The 26511-nt window shown below is 64.1% G+C and carries 27 protein-coding genes and 1 tRNA gene; 14 read left to right on the plus strand and 14 right to left on the minus strand.

What is annotated here, in order from left to right:
- Positions 1 to 74: 74 nt before the first annotated feature.
- From ppk1 to AC1DKY_RS19115, 4 genes are all read right to left on the minus strand, one after another.
- Complete coding sequence (gene ppk1, locus AC1DKY_RS19100; protein WP_441605152.1) at positions 75 to 2177, minus strand: polyphosphate kinase 1; 2103 nt, start codon at positions 2175 to 2177, stop codon at positions 75 to 77.
- A 98-nt stretch (positions 2178 to 2275) separates the two neighbouring features.
- Positions 2276 to 3544, minus strand: a complete 1269-nt coding sequence (gene phoR / locus AC1DKY_RS19105; protein WP_441605153.1) for a phosphate regulon sensor histidine kinase PhoR — start codon at positions 3542 to 3544, stop codon at positions 2276 to 2278.
- 73 nt (positions 3545 to 3617) lie between these two features.
- On the minus strand, positions 3618 to 4307 hold the full coding sequence (phoB, locus tag AC1DKY_RS19110; RefSeq protein WP_441605154.1) for a phosphate regulon transcriptional regulator PhoB: 690 nt from the start codon (positions 4305 to 4307) through the stop codon (positions 3618 to 3620).
- A 123-nt stretch (positions 4308 to 4430) separates the two neighbouring features.
- Entirely contained in the window at positions 4431 to 6113 is a 1683-nt protein-coding gene (locus AC1DKY_RS19115) for a M48 family metalloprotease (protein WP_441605155.1), read from the minus strand.
- A gap of 242 nt (positions 6114 to 6355) precedes the next feature.
- Between AC1DKY_RS19115 and grxC the strand changes: the two genes are divergently transcribed.
- The 4 genes from grxC (at position 6356) to AC1DKY_RS19135 (ending at position 9443) form a co-directional block, all read left to right on the plus strand.
- Positions 6356 to 6619 carry a glutaredoxin 3 gene (gene grxC / locus AC1DKY_RS19120; RefSeq protein ID WP_441605156.1) on the plus strand — a complete coding sequence of 88 codons (264 nt, stop codon included), beginning with the start codon at positions 6356 to 6358 and terminating at the stop codon, positions 6617 to 6619.
- Complete coding sequence (locus tag AC1DKY_RS19125; protein ID WP_441605157.1) at positions 6616 to 7023, plus strand: carboxymuconolactone decarboxylase family protein; 408 nt, start codon at positions 6616 to 6618, stop codon at positions 7021 to 7023. Before grxC ends, AC1DKY_RS19125 begins: the two co-directional genes overlap by 4 nt.
- Before the next feature lie 199 nt (positions 7024 to 7222).
- Entirely contained in the window at positions 7223 to 8236 is a 1014-nt protein-coding gene (locus AC1DKY_RS19130) for an isocitrate dehydrogenase (RefSeq protein WP_441605158.1), read from the plus strand.
- Positions 8237 to 8369: 133 nt separating this feature from the next.
- Entirely contained in the window at positions 8370 to 9443 is a 1074-nt protein-coding gene (locus AC1DKY_RS19135; RefSeq protein WP_441605159.1) for an acyltransferase family protein, read from the plus strand.
- Between the two features lie 55 nt (positions 9444 to 9498).
- Here the strand turns inward: AC1DKY_RS19135 and AC1DKY_RS19140 are convergent, their stop codons facing one another.
- The 7 genes from AC1DKY_RS19140 to AC1DKY_RS19170 all read right to left on the minus strand — a co-directional run bounded on the left by AC1DKY_RS19140 (position 9499) and on the right by AC1DKY_RS19170 (position 15829).
- Positions 9499 to 9963 (minus strand): carboxymuconolactone decarboxylase family protein, encoded by a 465-nt coding sequence (locus AC1DKY_RS19140; RefSeq protein ID WP_441605160.1) that lies wholly within the window; start codon positions 9961 to 9963, stop codon positions 9499 to 9501.
- Positions 9964 to 9997: 34 nt separating this feature from the next.
- Positions 9998 to 10897 (minus strand): RNA polymerase sigma factor SigJ, encoded by a 900-nt coding sequence (gene sigJ / locus AC1DKY_RS19145; protein ID WP_441605161.1) that lies wholly within the window; start codon positions 10895 to 10897, stop codon positions 9998 to 10000.
- A gap of 58 nt (positions 10898 to 10955) precedes the next feature.
- On the minus strand, positions 10956 to 11900 hold the full coding sequence (locus tag AC1DKY_RS19150) for an aspartyl/asparaginyl beta-hydroxylase domain-containing protein (RefSeq protein ID WP_441605162.1): 945 nt from the start codon (positions 11898 to 11900) through the stop codon (positions 10956 to 10958).
- A gap of 94 nt (positions 11901 to 11994) precedes the next feature.
- The gene (gene thiD / locus AC1DKY_RS19155; protein WP_441605163.1) at positions 11995 to 12780 is read right to left on the minus strand and encodes a bifunctional hydroxymethylpyrimidine kinase/phosphomethylpyrimidine kinase; all 786 of its coding nucleotides are present in this window, start codon (positions 12778 to 12780) and stop codon (positions 11995 to 11997) included.
- A gap of 214 nt (positions 12781 to 12994) precedes the next feature.
- Positions 12995 to 14374, minus strand: coding sequence for a PhoH family protein (locus AC1DKY_RS19160; RefSeq protein ID WP_121881422.1), 1380 nt, complete (start codon positions 14372 to 14374; stop codon positions 12995 to 12997).
- A 148-nt stretch (positions 14375 to 14522) separates the two neighbouring features.
- The gene (locus AC1DKY_RS19165; RefSeq protein ID WP_441605164.1) at positions 14523 to 14984 is read right to left on the minus strand and encodes a peroxiredoxin; all 462 of its coding nucleotides are present in this window, start codon (positions 14982 to 14984) and stop codon (positions 14523 to 14525) included.
- Positions 14985 to 15262: 278 nt separating this feature from the next.
- Entirely contained in the window at positions 15263 to 15829 is a 567-nt protein-coding gene (locus AC1DKY_RS19170) for a glycine cleavage system transcriptional repressor (protein WP_046971840.1), read from the minus strand.
- A gap of 208 nt (positions 15830 to 16037) precedes the next feature.
- On the opposite strand from AC1DKY_RS19170, the gene AC1DKY_RS19175 reads away from it, so the two are divergent.
- The 4 genes from AC1DKY_RS19175 (at position 16038) to AC1DKY_RS19190 (ending at position 18761) form a co-directional block, all read left to right on the plus strand.
- Positions 16038 to 16520, plus strand: a complete 483-nt coding sequence (locus AC1DKY_RS19175; protein WP_441605165.1) for a hypothetical protein — start codon at positions 16038 to 16040, stop codon at positions 16518 to 16520.
- Positions 16521 to 16569: 49 nt separating this feature from the next.
- Positions 16570 to 17076 carry a hypothetical protein gene (locus tag AC1DKY_RS19180; RefSeq protein WP_441605166.1) on the plus strand — a complete coding sequence of 169 codons (507 nt, stop codon included), beginning with the start codon at positions 16570 to 16572 and terminating at the stop codon, positions 17074 to 17076.
- 159 nt (positions 17077 to 17235) lie between these two features.
- Positions 17236 to 18129, plus strand: coding sequence for a 4-hydroxy-tetrahydrodipicolinate synthase (dapA, locus tag AC1DKY_RS19185; protein ID WP_441605167.1), 894 nt, complete (start codon positions 17236 to 17238; stop codon positions 18127 to 18129).
- Between the two features lie 38 nt (positions 18130 to 18167).
- A complete protein-coding gene (locus AC1DKY_RS19190) occupies positions 18168 to 18761 on the plus strand; it encodes a hypothetical protein (RefSeq protein WP_441605168.1) in 594 nt (197 codons plus the stop codon).
- A 101-nt stretch (positions 18762 to 18862) separates the two neighbouring features.
- On the opposite strand, the gene fdxA is transcribed toward AC1DKY_RS19190, so the two are convergent.
- Positions 18863 to 19186: a ferredoxin FdxA gene (fdxA, locus tag AC1DKY_RS19195; protein WP_441605169.1), complete on the minus strand. Its 324-nt coding sequence runs from the start codon at positions 19184 to 19186 to the stop codon at positions 18863 to 18865.
- A 50-nt stretch (positions 19187 to 19236) separates the two neighbouring features.
- Positions 19237 to 19312: transfer RNA gene (locus AC1DKY_RS19200), tRNA-Glu, on the minus strand.
- A gap of 183 nt (positions 19313 to 19495) precedes the next feature.
- Here AC1DKY_RS19200 and pcnB point away from each other — a divergent pair.
- From pcnB to pgi, 6 genes are all read left to right on the plus strand, one after another.
- Positions 19496 to 20854 (plus strand): polynucleotide adenylyltransferase PcnB, encoded by a 1359-nt coding sequence (gene pcnB, locus AC1DKY_RS19205; protein ID WP_441605170.1) that lies wholly within the window; start codon positions 19496 to 19498, stop codon positions 20852 to 20854.
- Positions 20851 to 21333, plus strand: coding sequence for a 2-amino-4-hydroxy-6-hydroxymethyldihydropteridine diphosphokinase (folK, locus tag AC1DKY_RS19210; protein ID WP_441605171.1), 483 nt, complete (start codon positions 20851 to 20853; stop codon positions 21331 to 21333). The genes pcnB and folK overlap by 4 nt, the downstream gene beginning before the upstream one ends.
- 56 nt (positions 21334 to 21389) lie before the next feature.
- Entirely contained in the window at positions 21390 to 22220 is an 831-nt protein-coding gene (gene panB, locus AC1DKY_RS19215) for a 3-methyl-2-oxobutanoate hydroxymethyltransferase (protein ID WP_441605172.1), read from the plus strand.
- A gap of 19 nt (positions 22221 to 22239) precedes the next feature.
- Positions 22240 to 23085: a pantoate--beta-alanine ligase gene (panC, locus tag AC1DKY_RS19220; RefSeq protein ID WP_441605173.1), complete on the plus strand. Its 846-nt coding sequence runs from the start codon at positions 22240 to 22242 to the stop codon at positions 23083 to 23085.
- Positions 23086 to 23187: 102 nt separating this feature from the next.
- Positions 23188 to 23574: an aspartate 1-decarboxylase gene (gene panD, locus AC1DKY_RS19225; protein ID WP_046971832.1), complete on the plus strand. Its 387-nt coding sequence runs from the start codon at positions 23188 to 23190 to the stop codon at positions 23572 to 23574.
- 112 nt (positions 23575 to 23686) lie between these two features.
- The gene (gene pgi, locus AC1DKY_RS19230) at positions 23687 to 25327 is read left to right on the plus strand and encodes a glucose-6-phosphate isomerase (protein WP_441605174.1); all 1641 of its coding nucleotides are present in this window, start codon (positions 23687 to 23689) and stop codon (positions 25325 to 25327) included.
- A gap of 97 nt (positions 25328 to 25424) precedes the next feature.
- On the opposite strand, the gene queG is transcribed toward pgi, so the two are convergent.
- Positions 25425 to 26495, minus strand: coding sequence for a tRNA epoxyqueuosine(34) reductase QueG (gene queG / locus AC1DKY_RS19235; RefSeq protein WP_441605175.1), 1071 nt, complete (start codon positions 26493 to 26495; stop codon positions 25425 to 25427).
- Positions 26496 to 26511 lie beyond the last annotated feature (16 nt).

The raw sequence follows: 26511 nt of genomic DNA on the forward strand, positions 1-26511 counted from the left end.
GGGGCTCGTTCCGGGCTGCAGAGTGTGAATTCTCTCACGCGGGAACCGGGGCGAGTAGCGCAAATTACGTTGGGCTACACCGTGCCGGGCGTCAGCTTCTCCAGCAGCGACTGCTGCGCGCTGTGCGGCGGCTGGTCGCCGGGCTGCGCGCGGGTGTAGCGGCCGTCGCCATCGAGCAGCCATGCCTCGGTGTTGTCAGCGAGGTAGTTGGCCAGGGTTTCGTCGTAGACGCGCGCGGCGTGCACCGGGTCGAGTATGGGGAAGGCCACTTCGATGCGACGCTTGAGGTTGCGTTCCATCCAGTCGGCGCTGGCGCAATAAATCTCGGGCGCACCATCGTTGCCGAACCAGTAGACGCGGCTGTGCTCGAGGAAGCGACCCACGATCGAGCGCACGCGAATGCGTTCGGACACACCGGGGATGCCAGGCCGCAAGGTGCACGCGCCGCGCACGATCAGGTCGATCTCCACCCCTGCCTGCGAGGCGCGATAAAGCGCCGAAATGACATGGGCTTCGTTGAGCGCATTGAGCTTGGCCACGATGCGCGCCGGCCGCCCCGCTTCGGCGTGTGCCGTCTCGCGCTCGATCTTGGCCAGGACGCAGCGGTAGAGCGTGAAAGGCGAATGCAGCAGGTGCTTGAGCTCGATCATCGGGCCCAGGCCCGAGAGCTGCTGGAACACCTTGTGCAAATCCTCGCCGATGCCCGCATGCGAGGTCATCAGGCCGATGTCGGTGTAGCTGCGGCTATTGCCCTGGTGATAGTTGCCGGTGGAAAGGTGCACGTAGCGGCGCAGCACCTCTTCTTCGCGGCGCACGATCAACAGCATCTTGGCGTGCGTCTTGTAGCCCACCACGCCGTAGACCACTTGCACGCCGGCTTCCTGCAGGCGCGTGGCGAGGCGGATGTTCGCCTCTTCGTCAAAACGCGCGCGCAGCTCGATCACCACGGTCACGTCTTTGCCGTTGCGCGCCGCTTCCACCAGCAGGTCCACCAGCGGCGTGTCGGCGCCTGCGCGATAGAGCGTCTGCTTGATGGCCAGCACAGCGGGGTCCTGCGACGCCTGGCGCAACAGATCGACCACGGTGGCGAACGATTCGTACGGGTGATGCAGCAGCACATCGCGCTGGCGCAGCACCTCGAACTTGCAGCGGCTGCCGTTGAAGGCGGCCGGCAGCTGCGGGATGAAACGCGGGAACTTCAGATCCGGGCGATCCAGGCCGTCATAGATGGTGCCGGCGCGGATGATGTTGACCGGACCGTCGCAGCGATAGACGTCGGTTTCTTCCAGCTCGAAGTTGGCGATCAGCATGGCCACGATCGCCTTGGGGCAGTCGTTGCCGATCTCCAGTCGCACCGGTCGCGCATAGCCGCGGCCGATCAATTCTTCGCTCAGCGCCCGGGCGAGGTTTTCCACCTCGGCCTCTTCCACCATGAGCTCGCTGTTGCGGGTGACGCGGAACTGGTAAGACCCGGCCACCTTGAAGCCGGGGAACATCAGATCGACGAAACCCTGCAGCAGTTCGGCCAGGAAAATGTAGTGCTCGCCGCCGTCGCACACTTCGCTGGGCAGGCGGATGATGCGTGGCAAGGAGCGCGGCGCGCGCACGAGTGCCATATGGCCTTCGCGACCGAATGCATCGCGGCCCTTCAGCACCACGGCGATATTGAGCGTCTTGTTGAGGATGCGCGGGAACGGATGGGCCGGATCCAGGCCCAGCGGCGACAGCACCGGCATCACTTCATTCTCGAAGTAGCCCTGCAGCCACAAGCGTTGGCGCGGCGTCCAGCGATCGCGCGTTAGAAAGTGGATGTTCTCGGCATCGAGCGCGGGGCGCAGTTCGGCCTGCCAGGTTTCGTACTGCAGGTCGACCAGATCCAGCACGCGCTTGCGGATGCAGGTGAGCAACTCGCCGGAGGAGATGCCGTCCGGGCCGGGCGCGGCCGAGCCGAACATGTGGTGGTGCTTGAGCATGGCCACGCGCACCTCGAAGAACTCGTCGAGGTTGTTCGCCACGATGCTCAGGAAGCGCAGACGTTCCAGTAGCGGAATACGCTCGTCGCGCGCCTGCGCCAGTACACGGAAATTGAATTCGAGCGCAGCCAGCTCGCGGCTGAGAAACAGCTCGGGAGCAGCGCGGTCGATGACGGGAGGAGGGGTGGCAGGCTTGCGACGCATTCGTGCATTCTGGCCGATCCCGCACTTTGTTACATGGCGCAGTGCCGCGTAGTGTGACGGCCGTTCAGCTGAGACGCCGGGGCGCCCGCGGATACCGCTTATTCAGGGTCGCCCACGCCCGGCGCAAGCAGGCGTTCGGCGCTGAACCAGCAGGCAAAAGTCGAGCCCTGTCCCGGTTCGCTCTGGATGTCCAGGCGCGCCTGATGCAGGTTCAGCACGTGTTTGACGATGGACAGGCCCAGGCCGGTGCCGCCGCTTTCGCGTGAGCGGCTGGAGGAGACGCGGTAGAAGCGTTCGGTGAGACGCGCCAGGTGCGAAGCCGGAATGCCGTAGCCGGTATCGGTGACGGAGTAGACCGCACCCTCGGACGTGCGGCGCCAGCGGATGGTGATGCGGCCGCCGGTGGGCGTGTAGCGCACGGCATTGCTCACCAGGTTGGAGAAGGCGCTGTGCAGATCCTTCACCGAGCCGAGCAAGTCGGCTTCGGCGGTGGATTCCATGGTGATCTGGTGGCGGCCCTGGCTCAGCGCCTCGGCCTCCTTGCGGATGGTGGCGAGCAGCGGGGTCATCTGCACGCGCTCGTCCTGCACGTGCTCCTGGGTTTCCAGGCGCGAGAGCGTGAGCAGGTCTTCGACGATCTGACCCATGCGCTTGGATTGCGCACGCATTTCGTTGAGCACGGGCGCGAGTTCCGGCACGTCTTCCGGATCGATCAGTTCGAGATAGCCGTGGATCACCGTCAACGGCGTGCGCAATTCGTGCGACACGTTGGCGACGAAATCGCGGCGGATCTGTTCCAGGCGCGTGAGATGGCTGATGTCGCGTGCCAGCAGCAGGCGCTGGCGACGACCGAACGGCAGCAGCGTCACGTTGATGTGGCGGTTGGGATGGCCTGGCGCGGCCACGTCGTTGAGCGGCTCGCGTGCGCCTTCCTTCAACCAGGTGGCGAGTTCGGTGGTGCTCAGGCGTTCGTCCAGATGCGCACCGCGATCCTGCGGACGGCGCAGGCCGAGCAGGTCTTCGGCAGCATGGTTGAACCAGCGGACGTGTTGCTCGTTGTCGAGCAAGACGACCGCATCCGGCAGACTGCCGGCGGCACTGCGCAGGTCGCGCAAACTGGAAGCGATTCGGCGGGAGCGCGTCATGAAACGGTCATGCTGGAGAGAGGTCAGCCTAGGATCTTGCGTCATCATGAGCTGCGCTTGATGACGGATTCGGGTCACTAAAAAGACGATTTCCACGACGGCGACCAGCGCCAAACCCGTGGCTACGTGGCCTCCCGCAAGCCAGCCGGCGACAGCGCCCAGCAGCAGTCCGGCGCTCAGCGCGGCCGGCAGCTTCCAGGGTCGGTCGAAGGTTGTTGGCATAGGGAGGATTCAGTCGTGCCGGGCTGGCGGTGCGCCAGCATCGGCAAAAGCCTGCGATCCCGCAATAGGAAAGTCAGACGCTGGCGGAGAATCGATAACCCGCTCCGCGCACGGTCTGCACCATGTCATCGAGCTTCCATGGTTCGAGCGTCTTGCGCAGGCGGCGGATATGGACGTCCACGGTGCGTTCTTCCACGTACACGCTGCCGCCCCACACATGGTCGAGCAGCTGTGCGCGCGAGTACACGCGTTCGGGATGCGTCATGAAGAAATACAGCAAGCGGTATTCGGTGGGCCCGATGGTCACCGGCTCATCGCCGGCAAACACGCGGTGCGCCGGACCGTCGATGCGCAGGCCACCCAGCTCCACCATGCCCGAGCCGTCGTCGCCCTGGCTGCGGCGCAGTACCGCTTTGATGCGCGCCACCAGTTCGCGGGTGGAGAAAGGCTTGACGACATAATCGTCGACGCCGGCCTCCAGCCCGTTCACGCGGTCCATTTCTTCGCCGCGCGCCGTGAGCATGATGATCGGAACCTCGCGGCTCAGCTCCTCTTTGCGCAGGCGGCGGGCCAGTTCGAGGCCGCTGGTACCCGGTAGCATCCAGTCGAGCAGGATGAGGTCGGGTACCTGTTCGGCAATGGCCAGTTGTGCCGCACGCGCGTCAGCGGCGTGGATGGCGTCCATGCCGGACTTGCGCAGGGCAAAGGCGACCATGTCGCGGATCGAAGCTTCGTCTTCGACAATCAGAATGCGCTTATGCACGCTTGAGGTCCGCTGGGGGAGGGGCTGTGACGCATTTATTGCAGCGGTCCAATGTTACGCCCGGATGACATTTCACGCGGTCGCAACAACATGGCGTGTCTGGCGTCTCAGGTTTGGCTGAAATCAGCGCACCGAATTGGTGGCGCCAAAGCAGAGCCGGCCCCGGCAATTCTCGTTGTTTTGCAGCTGCTGGCTGCGGCCGTCGGGGTTGTCGTCGGTCTGCACGCGCCGCTTGCGCAGCTCCATCACCAGGGGCGTCAAATCGTTGATGCGGGCTTGGATGCGGGCGCGGGCGTAATAGTCCAGATCGGGGCGTTTGAGCAGGTTCTTGAGCTGTTCCATGGCGTCGAAGGGGCGGCCGGACAGGTAGGAGGCATCGGCATAGGCCTCACCGGAGCGCACGCTGTCGCCGGCTTTATCCGCCGCACGAGCATAGGTGCGGTAGAGCTCGGGCTCGTCGTTGTTGTCCAGCATCGGCAGCACCATGCTGGCCGCCTGCTTGGCTTCATCCTGCGAACCGCCCTCGGTCAGTGCCTTGGCATAAGCCATGGCGATGGCTCGATTGCGCGGCGATTGCTGGTTGAGCTCGGCATACAGGGTCAGGGCCTCCGCGCGGCGGCCCGCCTGCAGCTTGGCGTCGGCCATGGCCAGGCGTACCACCTGGCTGTCGGGATGCGCGCTGAGCACCGGTTGCAGTTCGTCCACGGCCTTGGCGCCGCGATTGCTGCGGATGAGGGCCAAGGCATAGCCGTAGCGATTGGATGGCGTATCGAAGCTGCGCTCGTTCTGCAGGTTGGTGGCGTAGTAGGTGGACAGCTGGCCGGCGTCGCCGGAAAGCACGCGGACGCGCTCGCGCATCAGCAGGTACACGTCGAGGCCGCCCTTGTTGTCGCGGGAGGCGATCGCGGTAGGGTCTTTGACAAAGGAGATGGGCGCCGTGCTTTTTTCCCACTGCGCCTTGTCCAGCGTGGGGCCGTTCGGCCGCTGCTTTTGCTGGGCGATCAAGGTGCCGGCGCGCGCCTTGGCGTCGCTGATGCGGTCCATGCTGACCGGATGGTCCTGCAGCAGCGCCGGTACGTCGCCGAGGTCGCCGCCGGAACCGACGCGCAAGGTGTCTTCCATGCGGCCGAAAAACGAGGCCATGGCGTTGGGGTCGTAGCCAACGTTGGCCAGCGTCTGGATGCCGGCGCGATCCGCTTCGATTTCGTCCTTGCGGGTGAAATTGATCTGGCGCTGCATCAGCAGCCCCTGGCCGCCCATCATGATCGCACCCGCCGCATCGCCCGCACCGGCGCCGGCGCCGGCCGCAATGGCGCCCAGCAGGATCAGCGCCATCAACGGCGTGTCCTTCTTGGAGGCTTCGAAGGCGCGTTGCAGGTGGTTTTGCGTGATATGGCCGATTTCGTGGGCGATCACGCCGGCCAGCTCGCTCTCGCTGTTGGTGATGATGATCAGGCCCGAGTTCACCGCGATATAGCCGCCAGGCGCGGCAAACGCGTTGATCACGTTGTCATTGGCGATGAAGAACTGGAAATGTTCCTTCGGTTTCTCGCTGCCGGAGACCAGGCGGTAGCCCAGGTCGTTGATGTAGTCGTCCAGCATGGGGTCGTCGACCACCATGTTCAGCGCACGCATCTGGCGCAGCATGGCAGCGCCGTAGTCCTGGGCTTCCTGCGGCGAGATCAGGGCGTTCGCCGAACTGCCCAGGTCGGGCAGGCGCACGTCCTTGTCCTGCGCGGCGGCGCTCAGCGTCAGGCCGGCGCAGAGCAGGGCGGCCAGCAGGCGGGTGGGCGTGAAGCGGCTCATGGGCGTCCCGCCCGCGGGCTGTGCGTCGTCATTGTTCCGTTTTCGTTAGCCCGCCCTGCGGCATTCCGCCCCCGTTTTACGGGGAAACGGATTGTCTCCGGGGCGGGGCGTGGTGCCATGCGCATAGGTCAGCGACAATAGCATTAGTGACACCAGCTTACGGTGTCAGTTCACTGTTGTTTACGCCCCTGGCGGACCCCATGTAGGGCTGCCGTAGGGTTCCCGGATTTTCGAGGTGTGTTGTGCCCAAGATTGAGGTCTATTCCACGGCGGTATGCCCGTACTGCGTGTCTGCCAAAAACCTGCTCAAGTCCAAGGGGCTGGAGTGGAGCGAAGTGCGCATCGATACCGACCCGGCGCAGCGCGACGCCATGCTGGCCCGCAGCGGCGGTCGTCGCACCGTGCCGCAGATTTTCATCAACGACCACCATGTGGGCGGTTTCGACGATCTGGTCGCAGCTGACCGCAGCGGCAAGCTTGCCCAACTGCTGGAGATCAATGCATGAGCCACCTGAAGGACGAGGCCGGCAAGGACCGCGTTGCCGAATTCACCGCGTTTCGCCAGCGCATGAACGAGCGCATTTTGTCGGAGGACAACCAGGTCGTCCGCCGCTTCTTTGCGCTCGATACGCAGACCTACAAGCCCGGCGCGCTGGACGTGAAGACCAAGGAGCTGCTCGGCCTGGTCGCCTCCATGGTGCTGCGCTGCGACGACTGCATCAGCTACCACGTGGCCCAGTGCAAAGAAGCGGGCGTCACGCGCGAGGAATTCTTCGAAACCTTCAGCGTCGGCCTGGTGGTGGGCGGCTCCATCGTGATTCCGCACCTGCGCCGGGCGGTGGACTTCCTGGATCAGCTGGAATCGGACCAGGGCGCCACGCCGGCTGCGGACTGCGCCAGCCACGCCTGATATTGCTTCGGGGCGGCTCCCTCCTTGCCGCCCCGTTGACGCATGCGAGTTTATTCAATGCTGCGTGCGAGGATTTGCAACGGCGGCCAGGGCTTGTGCTCTGGCCGCTTGGCGACGCATCGGGGATAATCGACGGGTTTTATAACCCTGTCGTACCCCGCCACAGGGTTGCTCGATTCATATCCCAAGGAGTGTCCCCATGAGCAAGACCATTGCCGTGATTCCGGGCGACGGTATCGGCCCCGAGATCATGAACGCCACGTTGCGCGTGCTCGACGCCCTGGACTGCGGCCTGTCCTACGAGTTCGTCGATGCCGGCATGGTCGCGCTGGAAAAGAGCGGCGACCTGCTGCCGCAGCCGACGCTCGACGCCATCGCCAAGCACAAGGTGGCCCTGAAGGGCCCGCTGACCACCCCGGTGGGCGGTGGCTTCACCTCGATCAACGTCACCCTGCGCCGTCATTTCGACCTGTACGCCAACGTGCGTCCGGCGATCAGCTTCCCGGGCACCAAGGCGCGCTTCGACAACATCGACATCATCACGGTGCGCGAGAACACCGAAGGCGCGTACCTGTCCGAAGGCCAGTCGATTTCCGAAGACGGCGAAACCGCCATCTCGATGATCCGCAATACGCGCAAGGGCTCCAGCCGCATCGTGCGCTACGCCTTCGACCTGGCCGTGAAGAAGGGCCGCAAGAAGGTCACGGCCGTGCACAAGGCCAACATCATCAAGACCGCCTCGGGCCTGTTCCTCAACGTGGCGCGCGAAATCGCCAAGGAATACCCGCAGATCGAGTTCAACGAGATGATCGTGGACAACGCCTGCATGCAGCTGGTGATGAAGCCCGAACAGTTCGACGTGATCGTCACCACCAACCTGTTCGGCGACATCCTCTCGGATCTGTGCGCCGGTCTGGTCGGCGGCCTGGGCCTGGCCCCGGGCGACAACATCGGCACGGAAGCTGCGATTTTCGAAGCCGTGCATGGTTCGGCGCCCGACATCGCCGGCAAGGGCATCGCCAATCCGTGCGCGCTGCTGCTCGCCGCGGCCGACATGCTCGATCACCTGGGCATGGTGGAGAAGGGCGACAAGGTACGCAACGCCATCCGCGACACCATGACCAACGACCGCGACAGCGTCACGCCGGACATCGGCGGCAAGGGCACCACGTCGAGCTTCGGCGACGCCATCGTCAAGCGCGTCAAGGCGTAATAACCGGCACCGCCGGAGCTCTTGCGGCTCGCCCCAGGGCTCTGGCTCTCGTACCATCAGGCGCATCCCGCACCGGGGTGCGTCTGATGCAAGACGCTGTGACGGCTCGAGCCGTCTTGCGCAAGGGGAAATCGTGCTGCGTACAAGGACGTTGGCGGAAGCGCTGGAGCTGGGGCAGGACAACTTCCTGCTGCTGCGTTTCCTTGCCGCGAGCCTGGTGATCTACGGTCACGGGCCTGCCATCGGCGGCGGAAACGTGTGGCCTGATTTGTTTACCTGGCTTGGCTGGGGGACATACTCCGGCGACCTGGCGGTCGACGTATTCTTCGTCACCAGCGGATACATGATTGCGGGAAGCTATTTGCGCCGCCGCAGCCCGTTCCAATTCCTCTGGGCGCGCGTGCTGCGCATCTATCCGGCCTATGTTTTCTGCCTGTTGGCATCAGCATTCGTGCTCGGGCCGCTGATGACTTCCCTAGCTCCGTCGGCGTATTTTGCCGATCACGGTGCGCTCCGCTATGTGACCAAGAATCTGGAGTTGGGCAAGGGCTTGGCCTGGTATCTGCCGGGTGTATTCACTGGCAATCCCCTGGCTGGCGTCGTGAACGGCTCGATCTGGACGCTGCCTGCCGAAGTGCGCATGTACTTGTGGGTGCTGATCGCCGGTGTGCTCGGCTTACTGGCGCGACCTCGCTGGTGCAACCTGCTGCTGTTTGCCTTGTTTGTCTGCGGCATCCTCGCACCGGGTCGCCTGCCGCTGGTTCCGTTGGAGTCGTTCGTGCGTTTGGCCGCCTATTTCGCTGCGGGCGTCTTTTGCTACGTGAACCGGCAATGGTTGCGCATCAGTTGGTGGTGGGTGATCGGATTGGCGATCATGGCTGTCCTGCTGCGTCAGACGATGTTCTATCCGTTTGCGATGGGACTGGCCTTGGTCGCCTTCGTCTTTGCCTTTGCCTATCTCACACCCTGGCGCGGCTTCAACCGTTTTGGCGACTATTCGTACGGGATTTATCTCTGGGGATTCCCCATGCAGCAGCTGGTTGCCAGCCATGCAACAGGGTCGATCGTCGCTTTGAACGCGTTGCTGGCCTGGCCGCTGGCATGTGCGATGGCCGTGCTCTCATGGCATTTCGTCGAGAAACCGGCATTGGCATTCAAGGGGTGGCCAAGCCGATGGCGCCTTCGCTGGTCGATGGGCCAGGCCTAGATTTTCGGGCGCATCCTGAGAGGGCGGGAATGCCTCCCGCCCTCTTTGCTCGATATCAGGCCACCTGTTTCGCCGCCGGCTTATAGCTGCCGGCCGGCGTCTGGAACGCTACGTTGATGCGGTTCCAGGTGTTGATCAGGCCTACCAGCAGGGTGAGGCTCAGCAGTTCCGCTTCGCTGAACGAGGCACGGGCGCGCTCGTAGACGGCGTCGGACACACCATGCTCGCCGAGGCGCGTGACTGCTTCGGCCCACTCGAACGCTGCGCATTCGCGCTCGCTGTAGAACGACGCTTCGCGCCAGCCCGCCAGCACGTACAGACGCTGCTCGGTCTCGCCGGCGGCGCGCGCATCCTTGCTGTGCATATCCATGCAATAGGCGCAGCCGTTGATCTGCGACACGCGCATCAACACCAGCTCCACCAGCGGGGCTTCCAGGCCGCTTTCATGCATCGCCGCACTGAAGTCGAGCAGCGGCTTGAGGGCCTGGGGGTACTTCATAAACGAAAGACGCTTGGACATGACGGGTTCCTTGGCATGCGGCCACCGTGGCCGCTCATGACAAAGACGTACCAGCCTGCGGATTCGTGACAGCTTCCAGGCGCGCGAGTTTGTCCGGGTTGCGCAGCGAGTGGATGCTGGTGATGCGCTCGCCGTCCGTTTCGATCCACGCGACCGTCGAGAGCTTGGTATTCACCCAGGTCAGCAGCGCGGGCGCCCCGTTGAGCCACTGCAGCCGGTGCACGATCGAATAGTCGCGATAGCGCTGGGCGATGATGGCGTACAGCCGCACGATGCGGTCAGCGCCATGCAGCGGGCGCAGCGTGGCGCGAGCCTTGCCGCCGCCATCGGCCAGGTGGACGGCGTCTTCGGCAAACAGCGCCTGCAGGGATTGGACGCTGGCGCTTTCCAGCGCATCGCGAAACTTGGCCAGCAGGCGGCGCTGCACGTCCGGCGCATGGGTGAAGCGCGGGCGTCCTTCGCGCAGGCGCTGGCGTGCGCGATGGACGCGCTGGCGGCAGGCGTCTTCGCCGATCTGCAGCATCTGGGCCGTTTCGCCGTGGCTGTAATCGAACACCTGGACCAGCAGGAAGGCGGCGCGTTCTTCCGGACTCAGGCGTTCTAGCAGGGCGAGGAAGGACAGGCTGAGACTTTCCGTGCGCTCCAGCACCGCTTCCGGCTGCTGCGTCTCTTCCACCAGCGGCTCGGGGAGCCAGGGGCCGGTGTAGTGCTGGCGTTCGGTCTTGGCGCGGCGCAGGCGGTCGAGCGACAGCCGGGTGGTCACCGTGACCAGCCACGCCTCGGCGTCGTCCAGGGCGGTGGCGTCCTGCTGGTGCCAGCGCAGCCAGGCGTCGTGCAACACGTCCTCGGCATCGGCCTGGGTGCCGAGCATGCGGTAGGCCAGGCCCAGCAGGCGAGGGCGGTGGTGCTGGAAGGTGGTGGTGGCAGCGTCCATGACGTTCTCCGACAGGAAGACACCTCAAGGACGCGCGAGTATCGCGATTCGTGACCGCTCAGCGAAAGAACGGCCAGGGCGCCAGGAAGATGATCCAGATCAGCACCAGCATGCCGATGTATTTCGCCGTGCGGAACAGCTTGGGATGTTTCTTCTTGAACGCGCGATTGCGATCGCGGCTGCGCTGGTTGAGCGCGAACATGCGGTTGACGAAGCCGGTTTTTTCCTCCGGCGATTCGGTGTTGGGGGACGCGGTGATCTTGCCCATGAAGGCACCCACGCGATGATTGATGGCATTCATGAAGCGCGTGCGCAACGGACGTTCCACGTCGGCGAACAGGATCACGCGCGTCTGGTCGGTGCGGTTCTCCGCCCAGTGCACGTAGGTTTCGTCGAACACCACGTCCTTGCCATCGCCCCAGCTGTGCATCTCGCCATCGACAAAGATGCGGCAGTCTTCGGAGTTGGGTGTGATCAGGCCCAGGTGGTAGCGCAGCGAACCGGCGAACGGGTCGCGATGCGGGTTGAGCTTGCTGCCGGGCGGGAGCAGGGCAAACATCGCCGCTTTCACGCTGGGAATGGCATTGAGCAGGGCTACTGTCCGGGGGCACAGCGTTTCGGCCGAGGCCAGCGGCTCGCCGTACCACTTCAGATAAAAGCGCTTCCAGCCCTGCTTGAAGAAGCTGTTGAAGCTGGCGTCGTTGTTCTTTTCCGCGGCGCGGATAAAGCCCTCGTCGAACAGGTGCAGTGCTTCTTCGCGTATGGCCTGCCAGTTGGCCTGCAGCAGATCGAGCTGGGGAAAGCCGCGGCGATCGAGGATGGGGGTGGCGGGCACTGCCGAGAACGCGTACATCAGCAGGTTGTACGGCGCGAACACCGCCGAGTGATCCACCAGTTGGCGATCGAAGCGCAGCCTGGCGCGACCGCGCAGATGCACCAGCAGCACGCACAATGCAAACAGTGCGAACAGGATCAACAGTACGAGGCGCGGGGCAAGGATCATGGACGAGTCATGGCGGCGAGCGGAAGCCGCCATTCTACTCCCTGGGGCCGTGCCCGCCCGGACGCCGATTCAGCGACCGTGCGGATTGGCCGCATCAATGGCCGAGCACATGAACCTCGCCGCCGCCCGGGCGATAGCTGCGTTCGAGCGCGCGCTGCACGTAGGCCACGGCGCGACGCACGGCCGAGCGCGGCGCATGGCCCTTGGCCAGCTCCGCCGCAATGGCCGAGGCCAGCGTGCAGCCGGTGCCATGACCTTCGATGGGGAGGCGTCGGTGCCGCAACTCCATCACGCCGCTTTCGTCGTAGAAACGGTCGATCACCTGACGTTCGTCCGAATGGCCGCCTTTGAGCAGCACGGCCCGTGCGCCGAGGGCCAGCAGGGCCTTGCCGGCACGGTCGAAATCCTGCGCCTTGCGCAATTTTTTACCCAGCAAGGCTTCGGCCTCGGGCAGGTTGGGCGTGAGCACGTCGGCCAGCGGAATCAGTTCTTCGACCATGGCCTCAACCGCGTCCTCATCGAGCAGTCGCGCGCCGCTGGTGGAAATCATCACGGGATCGACTACTAGCCATGCGGGCTTACGTGCGCGCATCTCCTTCGCCACGAGCCTGGTCACCGAAGCGCTTCCCAACATGCCGGTCTTCACGGCGCCAATCGCGAAGTCGTCGAACACGGCGTCCAACTGGCTGCGAATGTGCTTCAGCGGAACCGTGTGCACCGCGGTCACACCCTGCGTGTTCTGCGAAGTGATCGCCGCGATCACCGAGAGACCATGCACCTCGCGGGCGTGGAAGGTTTTGAGATCGGCCTGGATACCGGCGCCACCACCCGAATCGGAGCCGGCGATGGTGAGGGCGATGGGCGGGGCGATGTGGGGCATGGTGTGTCTTGGATTTGGATATGGGTGTCTTCGAATTCTGCTGCGCGCCAAATGACGGGCGTGTCGAAGAACAGCGCATCATAGGCGCTAATTGTGGGAGCGCACCCTGTGAGCGACAAGCCTACGGAGCGGTGACGCCCAGCGTGCCGTCGCGCACAGGGTGCGCTCCCACAGAGGAGTTGCTCCGACGGTCGTCGGAGCAACTCGGTTTCTCTTACAACGCTTCCGACGCAAAATCCGCCAGGCGCGAACGCTCACCGCGACGCAAGGTGATATGCGCCGAGTGCTCCCAGTGCTTGAATCGATCCACCGCGTAAGTGAGGCCCGAAGTGGTTTCCGTGAGGTAGGGCGTGTCGATCTGCTCGACGTTGCCCAGGCAGACGATCTTGGTGCCGGGACCTGCACGCGTGATCAGCGTCTTCATCTGCTTGGGCGTGAGGTTCTGCGCTTCGTCGATGATCAGATAGCGCGAAAGGAAGGTGCGGCCGCGCATGAAGTTCAGCGAGCGGATCTTGATGCGTGAGGCGAGCAGGTCGTTGGTGGCCTGGCGTCCCCAGCTGCCGCCTTCCTCCGGATTGGCGAGCACCTCGAGGTTGTCGGTGAGCGCTCCCATCCACGGCGTCATCTTTTCTTCCTCCGTGCCGGGCAGGAAGCCGATGTCTTCGCCCACCGAGACGGTGGCGCGCGTCATGATGATTTCGCGATAGCGCTGCTGGTCCATCACCTGCGCCAGGCCGGCGGCAAGGGCGAGCAAGGTCTTGCCGGTGCCGGCAGTGCCAAGCAGGGTGACGAAATCGACATCCGGATCCATCAGCACGTTGAGCGCGAAATTCTGCTCGCGGTTACGCGCTGCAATGCCCCACACGGCGTGATTGGCGTGGCTGTGATCATCCAGCAACACCAGCGTGGCCTTGGCGTCGTCCACGTGCAGCACGCGCAGTTCCACGCTGTTGTCGCCAGGCAAAAACAGGCACTGATTGGGATACCAGTCTTCGTCGTCGCGACGGTCGAGCTTGTAGAAGGTGCGACCGCGTTCGTTCCACGACTGCACTTCGGGGTGCTTGTCCCAGAAATCCTCGCCCAGCTCGGTGGAGCCGGTGTAGAGCAGCGCAAAGTCATCCAGCGCGCGGTCGTTTTCATAGTCTTCCGCATCGATGCCGTAGATCTTGGCCTTGATGCGCAGGTTGATGTCCTTGCTGACCAGCACGACCGAGCGGTCGGGATTCTGGTCGCGCAGTTCGATCACCGCCGACAGGATCAGGTTGTCTGCCTTGCCGTGGCCGTTGGTGGTGCGCTGCTGGAAATACAGCCTGCCTACCGCGCCGCCGCGTTTGAGATTGACCCCTTCGGGGTTGGACAACTCCAGGCCGTTGCTGATGCCGTGGCCGTTGCCACGCACGATCAGTTCATTGAGGAAGCGGCTGACTTGACGACCATTGCGCGAAACCTCGGAGGCGCCCTTTTTCTTTTCGTCCAGTTCCTCCAACACCGTCATGGGGATGAAGACATCGTGTTCTTCAAAGCGGAACAGCGAAGTCGGATCGTGCAGCAACACATTGGTGTCGAGAGCGTAGATGCGCTTGCTTCCGGTCATACGGAAGAAACCTCTTGAGAGTGCGAGGTGGAAGAACCGCGGCATGCGGCGTGCCGCGGGAAGTCGGCCGATGGGCCGGGATGCCATGCACGATAGGGAGTCGTCCCGGCGGGACGGGCAGCGGCATGGCGAAAAAGGAGATCGCGGGTCACTGGGCGGGGATGGCGTCGAGCACGGCCTGGGCGTGCCCTGGGACTTTCACGTTGCGCCATTCCTGGGCCAGCCTGCCTTCGGGATCGATCAGGAAGCTGCTTCGTACAACACCCATATGACGTTTTCCGTACAGCACCTTCTCGTGGATCACGTCGAAAGCGTTGCACCAGGTCTCATCAGGGTCGGAAACCAGAGGAAACGGCAGTTCCTGCTTGGTGGCGAAGTTGGCGTGGGATTTCACCGAATCACGCGAAACACCGATGATCTGCGCGTGACGCTTTTTGAAGTTCGGATAGAGGTCGCGGAAATCCTTGGCCTCGTTGGTGCAACCGGGGGTACTGTCCTTCGGGTAGAAGTACACCACCACCCAGTGGCCTTTCAGGCTGTCCAGCTTCAGTTCGCTGCCATCGCCGGTGAGGCCTTTGAGTTTGGGGACTTTCTTGCCAACTTCGGGCATAGGTTCTCCTGCGAGGCCGCGGCCGGCTTCGACTGGGTGTCGTCAATCAAGGGAAACGAGACAGCGGAGGTGGGTGCGAAGGCGGTCAGGGCTCGCCCTGCGATCGGTGCAAATCGACCCGCCTGCTGCATGCCATCTCTCCGGTACTGCTCTTGAGGTCAGAGACTAGCGCTTGCCGTGTAGGGAATGACAGTCCTTGCAGCAGGGCGCCTCAGGGAGCATGCTCAAGGACCCGGCGAGCACGCCGGAAAACCGGTTTTCCGCGCGACATCCGCCGCTCAGAATTTCACCGGATCCATGATGGCGTCGAGATTCAGGCCATCGCAGAACTCCAGGAAGTCATCGCGCAGCGCCGCAATATGCGTGGCCGCCGGAATGCCGATGGTGATCTGTGCCTGGAACATGTCCGCACCCGTCTGCATCGCCTGGTAACGCAGCGAGCTCAGCTGCTCGATGACGATGTCGCGGCGGTCGAAGAAGTCGATGATCTTCACCAGGATGCCCGGGCGATCGGCCGAGATCACCTCGATCAGATACGGCAGCAGGTGCGAGTGGTGCTCGCGCGGACCGGTGCGATAAAACGAAAGGCGCAGATCTTCGTCCCGGGCCGTCTTGGCCAGCGCGGTTTCGAGTTTGGCCACGGCGTCCCATGCGCCGGTGGCGAGCAGGGTCAGCGAGGTATCGGCGCCGATCGCCGACACCCGCGCATCGGCGAGGTTGCAGCCGGCTTCGGCAATACGCTTGGCCAGCGTCAGCAAGGGCGCGCTTGTGGAGGGAGTCAGGGTCTGGATCAGCAGCTGGTTGTCGCTGCCGGTGCGCGCGGAAGAACGATTCAAGGAGTCCACCTGTGGCGCTCCCGCACGATGCGGGTCAAGAAAGCACGTCGGTTGAGCTTACTTGCCGCTGCCAGAGACCCGCAAGTAAGTCCTCTGGCCGGCTGAAAGTCGCTTTTTGACTGCCTGCCAGGCCGGGCGTAACATTTTGGCGGTCGCGCCGCCGTCCTAGGGGCTCATCAATGGGGAGCGGATTATGAAGCACGTGCATGCGTGGTTGATGGTTGCCGCCATGGCAATCCCGTTTTCGCAGGCGCTGGCGTATGCCAAGAATCCAACGCCGCCGGACGTCAAGGCAGATACCAAAGAGAAGTTCGAAGGGGTCATGGACCATGTCCATCAGGAGATGGGCGCGGGCGGACGTTTCGAGTTCCTGACCGCGGAAGAGCGCGAGACGGTCGAGCACGATATGAATGACATGCATGGCTTGTTCGACCGCTTCGGCAAGGTCGATGCGATGGACGACAAGTCCAAGATCCAGCTCTACAACGATCAGTCGGAAGTGAACGCGCTGCTCACCAGGCGCGACGGCGAACGCGAAATCTGCACGCACGAGCAGCCGACGGGATCTCATCTTCCCAAGACCACCTGCCGCAACTACGCCCAGATAGAGCGCGAGCGGCGGGACATGCTCAACATGAAGGATGCCATGCTGCATACGATGCGAGAGGCGGCTCCGTCCTCGGCGCTGGGTACGCATTGACGCATCGGGATGGCGTTTGTTTCGGCTAAGACAACCAGGGGGTTAGATCATGAAGTTGGTGCGTGCGCAGCTTGCTGTTGCGGTATTGGTGTTTCTTGTTCCTGCGACTTCGCTGCTGGCGAAGAGCCCGCCACCGCCTGACGTCAAGGCCGATACGAGGGATACATTCGCCCCTGTGGCCGACCATGTGCGCGAACAGATGCAGGCAGGCGGCCGCTTTGAGTTCGTCAACGCTGAGGAGCGCGGCACCGTCACCAAGGACCTTGGTGATATGCAGTCGCTCCTGGATCGGTTCACCAAGGTCGACGCCATGGACGACAAGTCCAAGATCCAGCTCTACAACGACCAGTCCGAGATCAATGCGATCCTTACCCGCCGCGATGGCGACAAAGAGATCTGCGTACACGAACAACCCACCGGGTCCCATCTTCCGAAGACCACCTGTCGCAAGTACAGCGATATGGAGCGCGATCGCGCGGCCACGATGCAGATGAAGGATGAGATGTTGCATACCACCATCCCGAAACCCCTGCTGATCGGTCCGAACGCCCATTGAGGGGGAATCCAGGACTGCGCCCGCTCCATGGACTTGGGCGGGCTGTCCAGGGTGAATTCGGACGCGGGATAGCGCTGGCAGGGCCGGCCCAGGGCTCTGTATTGGCTGAACAAGCTTTTCCGGTAACATGCCGGGTTTGAGTTTCAGGCGGAGCCGGTCTTGAACATTCGCGGAAGCATCTGTGCGCTGGTCACGCCGTTCGCGGCGGACGGGGCGCTTGATCTTGCGGCTTTCGCAAAGCTGCTTGACTACCAGATCGACGGCGGAACCGAAGGCGTGGTCGTGGCCGGTTCAACCGGCGAGGCCCATATGCTCGAGCACGACGAATACGAGCGCCTGCTCGCGTTTGCCGTGGAACGGGTGGCCGGCCGCATGTTGGTCCTTGCCGGGACCGGCGAGGCGGGCACGGCCAAGACCGTGGCGCTCACGCGGCGTGCGAAAGCGCTGGGTGCTGATGCGGCCCTGGTGGTGGCTCCGTACTACGTGCGACCGACCCAGGAAGGCCTGCGTCGCCATTTCCTCGAAGTGGCTGACCATGGCGGCCTGCCGGTGGTGCTGTACAACGTGCCGGCGCGCACGGGTTGCGACCTGCTGCCGGCAACGGTGGCTGAACTGCGCGACCACCCGGCCATCGTGGGCCTCAAGGAAGCGCTGGGCACCGATGAAAGGATTCGCGCCATCGCGGAACTTGCGCGGCCGGATTTCGTCTATCTGTCCGGTGACGACGGCACGGCCTGCAAGGCGATGCTCGCTGGCGCGGCGGGGACGATCTCGGTGGTAGCCAATCTGGTGCCTCGCGCGTTTCGCATGTTGTGCGATGCCGCCACGGCAGGCGATCGGGCTGAAGCACAGCGTTGCGACGCCGTGCTGGCGCCGCTGGTTTCGGCGCTCAACTGCGCGCCGAACCCGATTGCTGTGAAGGCCGGATTGCCGCCGCTGGGCTTGGGATTGGCGGCGCCACGCCTGCCTTTGGTTGAATTGGAGGATGGTCCGGACCGCGCGCGACTTCGCGAAGCGCTGGCGGGTCTGGCATCCTTGGCGAATGCGGCCTGACATTTCGGGCAACTGATACTCCTACGGAATCTGCTTACATGAAGAAATCCCCGCTTGTCGTGGCCCTGCCGGTACTGGCCCTGTCTGCCTTGCTGCTCTCTGGCTGCGGCATGTTCCGTTCGCAGAAGGCCTGGGAAACGGCCAAACAGGAGTCGCCGCTGGAAATTCCGCCGGGCCTGGATACGCCTTCCACCAGCGCCGCGCTGGTCATTCCGGAAGCGGGCGCCAACAACCCGACCTCCAATGGTGCGACCGCGCGCGTGGGCAACAGCAGCGCCCAGATCGCCGACGGCTTTGTGCTGAACGACAGCATCGACAACACCTATCGCCGCGTGGGCCAGGCCCTGGAGAATGGTGATATTGGCCAGGTGGTGGGGCACGACGATGACGCGCACACCTATACGCTTAGCGTGGTCGCATCGGATCAGCCGACCCAGAAGAAGGGCTTCTTCAGCAGCATGTTCAACGGCAAGTCCAAGGAGTCTGCGGATGCCCCGGGCGCCAAGCCGCGCCAGGTGCTGCTGACCGTGGGCACCAGCGGCGAGAAGGCCAGCGAAGTGCGCGCCCAGGGCGATGCCGCCGCGGTGGCCAAGGTGATCGATACCCTCAAGGGTCGCATGGGCGGCGGTTGATCCGTTGCCTTACGGCCAATAAAAACGCCGCCTCAAGGGCGGCGTTTTTTTATGCGCGAACCGGGGTGTCCTGCGGAGGGGTACAGCGTCCGGGATGGCGTTCAGCGTTCGAGCAGGTCGAGCTTGTTTGGCTTGTTTTCCCAGTCCTTGGCGTCGGCGAGGCCGTCCTTGCGCTCGGTGATGACCGGCCAGCTCTTGGCCAGCGCCGCGTTCAGGGCAGTGAAGCTTTCCTGTCCGGCGGGCACGTCGTCTTCCGGATAGATCGCGTTGATCGGGCACTCCGGCTCGCACAAGGTGCAGTCGATGCACTCGTCCGGATCGATCACGAGGAAGTTGGGGCCTTCGTGGAAGGCGTCGACGGGGCAAACTTCGACACAGTCGGTGTATTTGCACTTGATGCAGTTGTCGGTGACGACAAAAGTCATACGCTCTCGTGCCTGTCTTGAATGAGCCGGGGCCCGTGCCAGGCCGGAAGTGGCGCTCCCTACGAGGTTCGAACTCGTGTTCCCGCCTTGAGAGGGCGGTGTCCTAGGCCACTAGACGAAGGGAGCGAAATGCACCGGAGCGCGCTAGTATAGCGGAATTGCTTCGCCCGGCAATGCCCTCAGGGGCTCAAGGACCGACCGGGCGGACGGCCACCGGCCCGATGGGGCATGGTGGAATGTGGAGGCGGCGGAACGATGCCGCATTGATCGCTTTGAATGGCGCTAAGCGCCTGCAAGGATCCAGACCGCTTGAATCACGACGCAAGGACCAACGCCACGCCTGCATTGCGCATCATCCCGCGCGAGCAGCACGTGATTTCGCGCAAGAACATCAGCAAGGCAGCGCTGCGCGTGCTCTATCGCCTCAACGAGGCCGGCTACCAGGCCTATCTGGTGGGAGGCGCCGTTCGCGACCTGCTGCTGGGCGGTCATCCCAAGGACTTCGACGTGGCCACCAACGCCACGCCCGACGAGGTCAAGAAACTCTTCCGCAATTCGCGCCTGATCGGCCGCCGTTTCCGGCTGGCCCACGTGGTGTACGGTCCGGAAATCATCGAAGTGGCCACCTTCCGTGGCACCGGCGAAGAAGAAGGCGAGGGCGATCGCCACATCGTCGACGGCCGCATCGTGCGCGACAACGTGTGGGGCTCGATCGAAGAGGACGCGATCCGTCGCGACTTCCGCGTCAACGCGCTGTACTACGACATCAGCGATTTCTCGGTGCGCGACTATGTCGGCGGCATGCAGGACGTGCAGGACCGCGTGCTGCACCTGATCGGCGATCCGGAAACGCGCTACCGCGAAGATCCCGTGCGCATGCTGCGTGCCGTGCGCCTCGCGGCCAAGCTCAATTTCCGCATCGACGCGGCCGCCGCGGCGCCGTTCGACGAGCTCGGGCCGCTGCTGGCCGACGCTGCGCCGGCGCGATTGTTTGACGAGTCGCTCAAGCTGTTCCTGTCAGGGCATGGCCTCAAGAGCTTCCACATGCTCGAACAGACCGGCCTGCTGAAGTTCATGTTTCCGGCCACGGCACGCGCGCTCAAGCGCGGCGACAAGGCGCTGCGTGCGCTGATCGAGCAGGGCCTGGCCAATACCGATGCACGCGTCGCCGAAGGCAAGTCGGTGACGCCGGCCTTCCTGTTCGCCGTGCTGCTGTGGGGCGAAGTGCGCGACCTGGCGCATACCTGGATCACCAAGGGCATGGAGCCAGTGGCCGCGTGGGAACGCGCCGCCACCCACGTCATCGTCGAGCAATGCCAGCGCGTGGCGATCCCGCGTCGTTTCACGCTGACCATGGAAGAAATCTGGGGCATGCAGCCGCGCTTTGAACAAGTGCAGCGCAAGCGCGTATTCCGCCTGATGACGCATCCGCGTTTCCGTGCCGCCTTCGACTTCCTGCTGCTGCGTGCGGAGGAATCCCCCGCGGTGCGCGAGCTCGGCGCATGGTGGCAGCACGCGCAGCAGTTGCCGCACGAAACGCTGGCGGCGGCCTTGTCGGGCAGCGCGTCGGGTTCGGCAGTGGAAAGCGCTGCGCCGGCCGCCAAGCCGCGCAAGCGCCGTCGTCGCAAGCCGAGCTCGAAGTCGGGCAACAAGTCGGATCCCGCGTGACGGTTGCGTTCATTGCGTTGGGCAGCAACCTAGGCGACGCGCAAGGACACGTGCTGGGCGCGTTCGGCGCGCTGGATGCACTCCCGCAAACCCGCTTGCTCGCCCGCTCAGCGCTGTATCTCACGCCTCCCTGGGGCGTGCTCGATCAACCTGCTTTCATCAATGCGGTCGCTCAGATCGATACCGGACTGACGCCGCACCAGCTGCTCGATGCCTTGCTGAAGATCGAGCGCGATGCCGGCCGGGTGCGCGATGGCGAGCGCTGGGGCCCGCGCACGCTTGATCTCGATGTGCTGCACATGGACGGCGTCGTGCTATCGGACGATCGCCTGACGCTGCCTCATCCGCGCATGGCTGAGCGTGCTTTTGTACTGTTGCCACTGAACGACCTGGCGCCGACGCTGGAGTTGCCGGGCCAGGGTAAGGTGGCGGATCTGCTGGCAGGCATCGAAACCACCGGTTGCGAGCGTCTGCCTTGAGCCCTTCACGCCACACGCGGGATAATCCGCGCCTGCCTCCGTTCTAGGGAATTGTCGTGTACTCGCAAAAAGCGAACGCCCCCACGCGCAAGCCGGTCACCGTGCCGGCGTTGCGCGGGATGAAGGAAGCAGGCCAACGCATCGTCATGCTCACCTGTTACGACGCGAGTTTCGCGGCGCAATTGGAAATGGCTGGCGTCGACGTGGCGCTGGTGGGCGACTCGCTCGGCATGGTGATCCAGGGGCACAAAAGCACGCTGCCGGTGACGCTGGACCACATGGTCTATCACACCAGCATCGTGTCGCGCGGACTCAACGCCACTTTGCTCATCGCCGACTTCCCGTTCATGGCCGATCGCGATGTCGCCCACGCGTTGGAAGCTGGCGCGCAGCTGGTGGGCGAGGGTGGCGCCGCGATGGTGAAGATCGAGGGCGCCTCGCCGCATATTCTCGAAGTGATCACCGCGCTGGTCGAACGCGCCATTCCGGTATGCGCGCACCTGGGCCTGACGCCGCAATCGGTGCACAAGTTCGGCGGTTTCCGTATCCAGGGCCGCGCGCAGGACGCCGCCGACCGCCTGGTCGAGGACGCCAAGGCGGTGGAAGCCGCGGGCGCCGACCTGCTTGTGCTGGAAGGCATTCCCACCGCACTGGGCGAGCGCATCACGCAGGCTGTGTCCATTCCTACCATTGGCATCGGCGCCGGCCCGCATTGCGACGGGCAGGTGCTGGTGATCCACGACATGCTGGCGGTGACGCCCGGCAAGCGACCCAAGTTCAGCAAGGATTTCCTCGCAGGACGCGACTCTGTGGCTGCGGCGATCGCGGCCTATGCCGAGGATGTGCGCAGTGGCGCCTTCCCGGCGCCGGAACATTGCTTCGACTGAGGCAGCAGAGCTCAAAGACATGCAGACTGTGCAAGATGCCGCGGCGCTCCGCGCCACCATCCGCGGCTGGCGCGGCCAGGGCCTTACGGTGGGTTTCGTGCCCACCCTGGGTAACCTGCACGCCGGTCACCATTCGTTGATCAAACTGGCCCGAGCCCGCGCCGATCGGGTAGTGGCCAGCGTGTTCGTCAATCCCACCCAGTTCGGCCCGAACGAAGACTTCGAGCGTTATCCGCGCACCCTGGTGCAGGATCAGGTGGGGTTGGCCGAACAGGACTGCGACCTGCTGTTTGCCCCGGAAGTGCCCACGCTGTACCCGTTCGGCGCGCAGAACAGCGTGAGCATCCATGTGCCGCAACTCACCGAAACGCTCGAGGGTGCCCACCGCCCGGGGCATTTCGACGGCGTGGCTACGGTGGTGTGCAAGCTGTTCAACCTGGTGGAGCCGGATCTGGCCGTGTTTGGCCAGAAGGATTTCCAGCAGCTCAAGGTGATCGAGCGGATGGTTCGCGATCTCTCGCTGCCGGTGAAGATCATTGCGGCGCCCACGCTGCGTGCCGAGGACGGCCTCGCCTTGAGCTCGCGAAACCAGTACCTCTCGGCCGAACACCGCACCCTGGCGCCGCAGATCTACGCCACCCTGCAGCAGATGCGCGATCTCATCGCCAAGGGGCACGCCTGGTCGGTGGTGGAGCAGGCGGCGGCTTCCAAGCTTGCCCGGGCCGGTTTCGACCCTGATTACGCCGTCATTCGGCGCTCCGAAGACCTGGCTGAACCGGTCGACGGCGAGACCGAAGGCCTGGTCGCCCTGATCGCGGCCCGGCTGGGCTCGACCCGGCTGATCGACAACTTGCCTTTCGACTGACCGACCCCATCAAGGGCCTGCCGGGACCCCATGTTGCGACGCGGCGCGTCTCGGCGGGATAATAGTGGGCTACGCGGGCAATTCCTGCCGGAAACTGAAGTCATGAACCTGAACATGCTCAAGGCCAAGATCCACCGTGCGACGGTGACCCATGCCGAGCTCCATTACGAAGGCTCCATCGCCATCGACGGCCTGTTGCTCGATGCCTCCGGCATTCGCGAGTACGAGCAGATCCATGCGTGGAACATCAACAACGGCAAGCGCTTCGTCACTTACGCGCTGCGTGCCGAGGAAGGCTCGGGCATCATCTCGGTGAACGGCAGCGCCGCCCACCGCGCACAGCCGGGCGACCTGGTCATCATTGCCGCGTTCTGCCAGCTGTCCGAGGCCGAGCTCGAGCAGTTCCAGCCGACCCTGGTGTACGTGGACGCCAACAACGCCATCTCGCACACCAATCGCTCGATTCCCAAGCAGATGGCCGCGGCCTGAAGCTTTGCGCCTCGCCTCAGGGCGGGGCCTGGGTGCGGTGCAACAATCTGCTGGCAAAGGGTGCGCGAAGCTGCGTAAGATCGACGTCCCCCTTCGCCGAGCATGAGTTCCCATGTCGTCCGAGCGCCGTCCGTCTTTTCTTGCAGAACACGTTGACCGGCTCGCAGGCACGCACCTGCGGGAATTGCTGAAGGACGCCGCCCGCGGCAAGCGCCTGCGCCATCGCCTCGGGCCAATCCTGCTGGACCTGAGTCGCCAGAAGCTCGACCAGGTTGCGTTGGACGCTCTCGGCGCGCACGTCGAAGCCAGCGGCTGGCAGGCAGCGCGCGATGCGATGTTCTCCGGCCAGCCCATCAATACCTCCGAAGACCGTGCGGTGCTGCACACCGCGCTGCGCGCCGGCGGTTCGCAATTGCCTTCGCCCGCACCGCGCGATGCGCTCAAGGAAATCGACGCCACGCTCAAGCGCATCGATGCGCTGGTCAAGGCCGTGGAACTCGGCGACGCCAGCGCCTTCGGCGTGGCGCCCGGCATCACCGACATCGTGAACATCGGCATCGGCGGCTCGGACCTCGGGCCGCGCCTCGCTGCCCGCGCGCTCACGCCGTATCACGTGCCGGGGCTGCGCAGTCATTTCCTCACCAATGTGGACGGCCAGTCCGCCTACGAGCTGATGCATCAGCTCGATCCCAAGCGCACGCTGGTGATCGTGGTCTCCAAGACCTTCACCACGCAGGAAACCTTGCTCAACGGCAACGTGATGCGCGAGTGGATCAGCCGCGCCTACGACGGCGACCAGGCTGCCGTGTCGCGCCACTTTCTTGCCGTGAGCGCCAATGTCGCCGAGGCGGCAAAGTGGGGCATTCCGGCGGCACAGGTTTATCCGATGTGGGACTTCGTCGGTGGCCGCTTTTCCGTGTGGTCGGCCGTGGGCCTGTCGCTCGCGCTGGCTATCGGCTCGTACAACTTCCACGAGCTGCTCAAAGGCGCGGCGCTGGTGGACGATCATTTCCGCAGCGCGGCCTGGTCGGAGAACTTGCCGGTGCTGCTGAGTCTGGTGGAGTACTGGAACCGCGACGTCCAGGGCCGCGGCAGTCGCGCAGTGATCCCTTACGCCGACCTGCTCACCGATCTCACCTCCTACCTGCAGCAGCTGGAAATGGAGAGCCTGGGCAAGCAGGTCACCAAGCAGGGACAGCCGGTCGCGCAACCGACCTCGGCGGTGGTGTGGGGCAGCGTGGGCACCAATGCGCAGCATGCGTATTTCCAGTCGCTGCACCAGGGCACCGATGTGGTGCCGCTGGAGTTCATCGGCGTGGTGAAGCCGGCGCACGATCTCACCGCAAACCACGAGGCGCTGTTGTCGAACTTGCTCGCCCAGGCGGCTGCGCTTGCGCTGGGCAAGACGTTCGACGAAGCGCTCGCCGAAGCGAAGTCGGGTACTGACGAAGAGCGTCGCGTGCTGGCCGCGCAGCGCACTTTCCCGGGCGATAGACCCAGCACGGTGATGCTACTGGACGCGCTCACGCCGGAAAGCCTCGGTGCACTGATCGCGTTGTACGAGCACAAGGTGTTCATGCTTGGCCACCTGTGGGGTGTCAACGCGTTCGATCAGTGGGGCGTGGAGCTGGGCAAGTCGATTGCGCGGCAGATTCTGCCGGCGTTGGAAGAGGGCGGGGCGAAGAAGGTCGCAGGACTGGATTCGTCCACGCAGGCGCTGATCGAGGCGATCCACGAGCGCCGCAAGGTCTGAGCCGCCACTGTGGGAGCGCACCCTGTGCGCGACAGGCCTCGCGAGGCGTCAGTCGCGCACWGGGTGCGCTCCCACAGGATAAGCATTGTTGTGCGTGTCAGGCAGGATGCTTCGCCAGCGCCCACGCTACATGCTCGCGCACGATCTCCGACGGATGATCGCTGCGCGCTAGCAGCGCATCCCGCACCTCATCCGAATGAGGCGCATTGCCCAGCGCCACCGCGATATTGCGCAGCCAGCCTTCGTAGCCGGTGCGACGGATGGCCATGCCTTCCGTGCGCTGCAGGAATTCCTGCTCGCTCCAGCCGAACAGCTCCACCAGCTTCGCGCCATCAAGCCGATGACGCGGCGCGAAATCCGGTTCAGTCGCATCCTGCGCAAATTTGTTCCAGGGACAGATCAGCTGGCAATCGTCGCAGCCGAAAATGCGGTTGCCGATCGGCTCGCGTAGTTCCTCGGGAATACTTCCGCGCAATTCGATGGTGAGATACGAAATGCAGCGTCGCGCATCGAGCTTGTATGGCGCGACGATCGCCTGGGTAGGGCAGATATCGATGCAGCGACGGCAGCTCCCGCAGTGCGCGCTGGCAGGTGCGTCCACCGGCAGTGGCAGATTGGTGTAGAGCTCGCCGAGGAAGAAGTACGAACCGGCGCTGCGGTTGATCAGCACGGTGTGCTTGCCGATCCAGCCCAGTCCCGCATTTCGGGCGAGCGCTTTTTCGAGCACGGGAGCCGAATCGACGAAGGCGCGATAGCCGAAGTCGCCGATGGCGCCATGAATGCGCTCGGCCAACTTCTGCAAGCGGTTGCGCATGAGCTTGTGATAGTCGCGGCCCAACGCATAGCGCGCGACATAACCGGCTTCGGCATCGCCCAGGACATTCCACGCGTTGCGCGTGCCCGGCGGAATGTAATCCATGCGCACGGAAACGACGCGAAGCGTGCCCGGTTCCAGTTCCGCCGGGCGGCTGCGTTTGTCGCCGTGGCGGGCCATGTAATCCATCTCGCCGTGATGGCCGTCGTCCAGCCAACGCTTCAGGTGCACCTCGTCCTCGCCCAGCTCGGTGCCGGCGATGCCGCAATCGGCAAAGCCAAGCTCCTGCGCCCAGCGCTTGATATCGAGCGCAAGCGCAGCGTAGTCGGCAGGTGGGGCGGCAACAGGGGACATGTGGCTATTGTAGGCG

This window comes from Dyella sp. 01N448 (genome assembly GCF_056399225.1).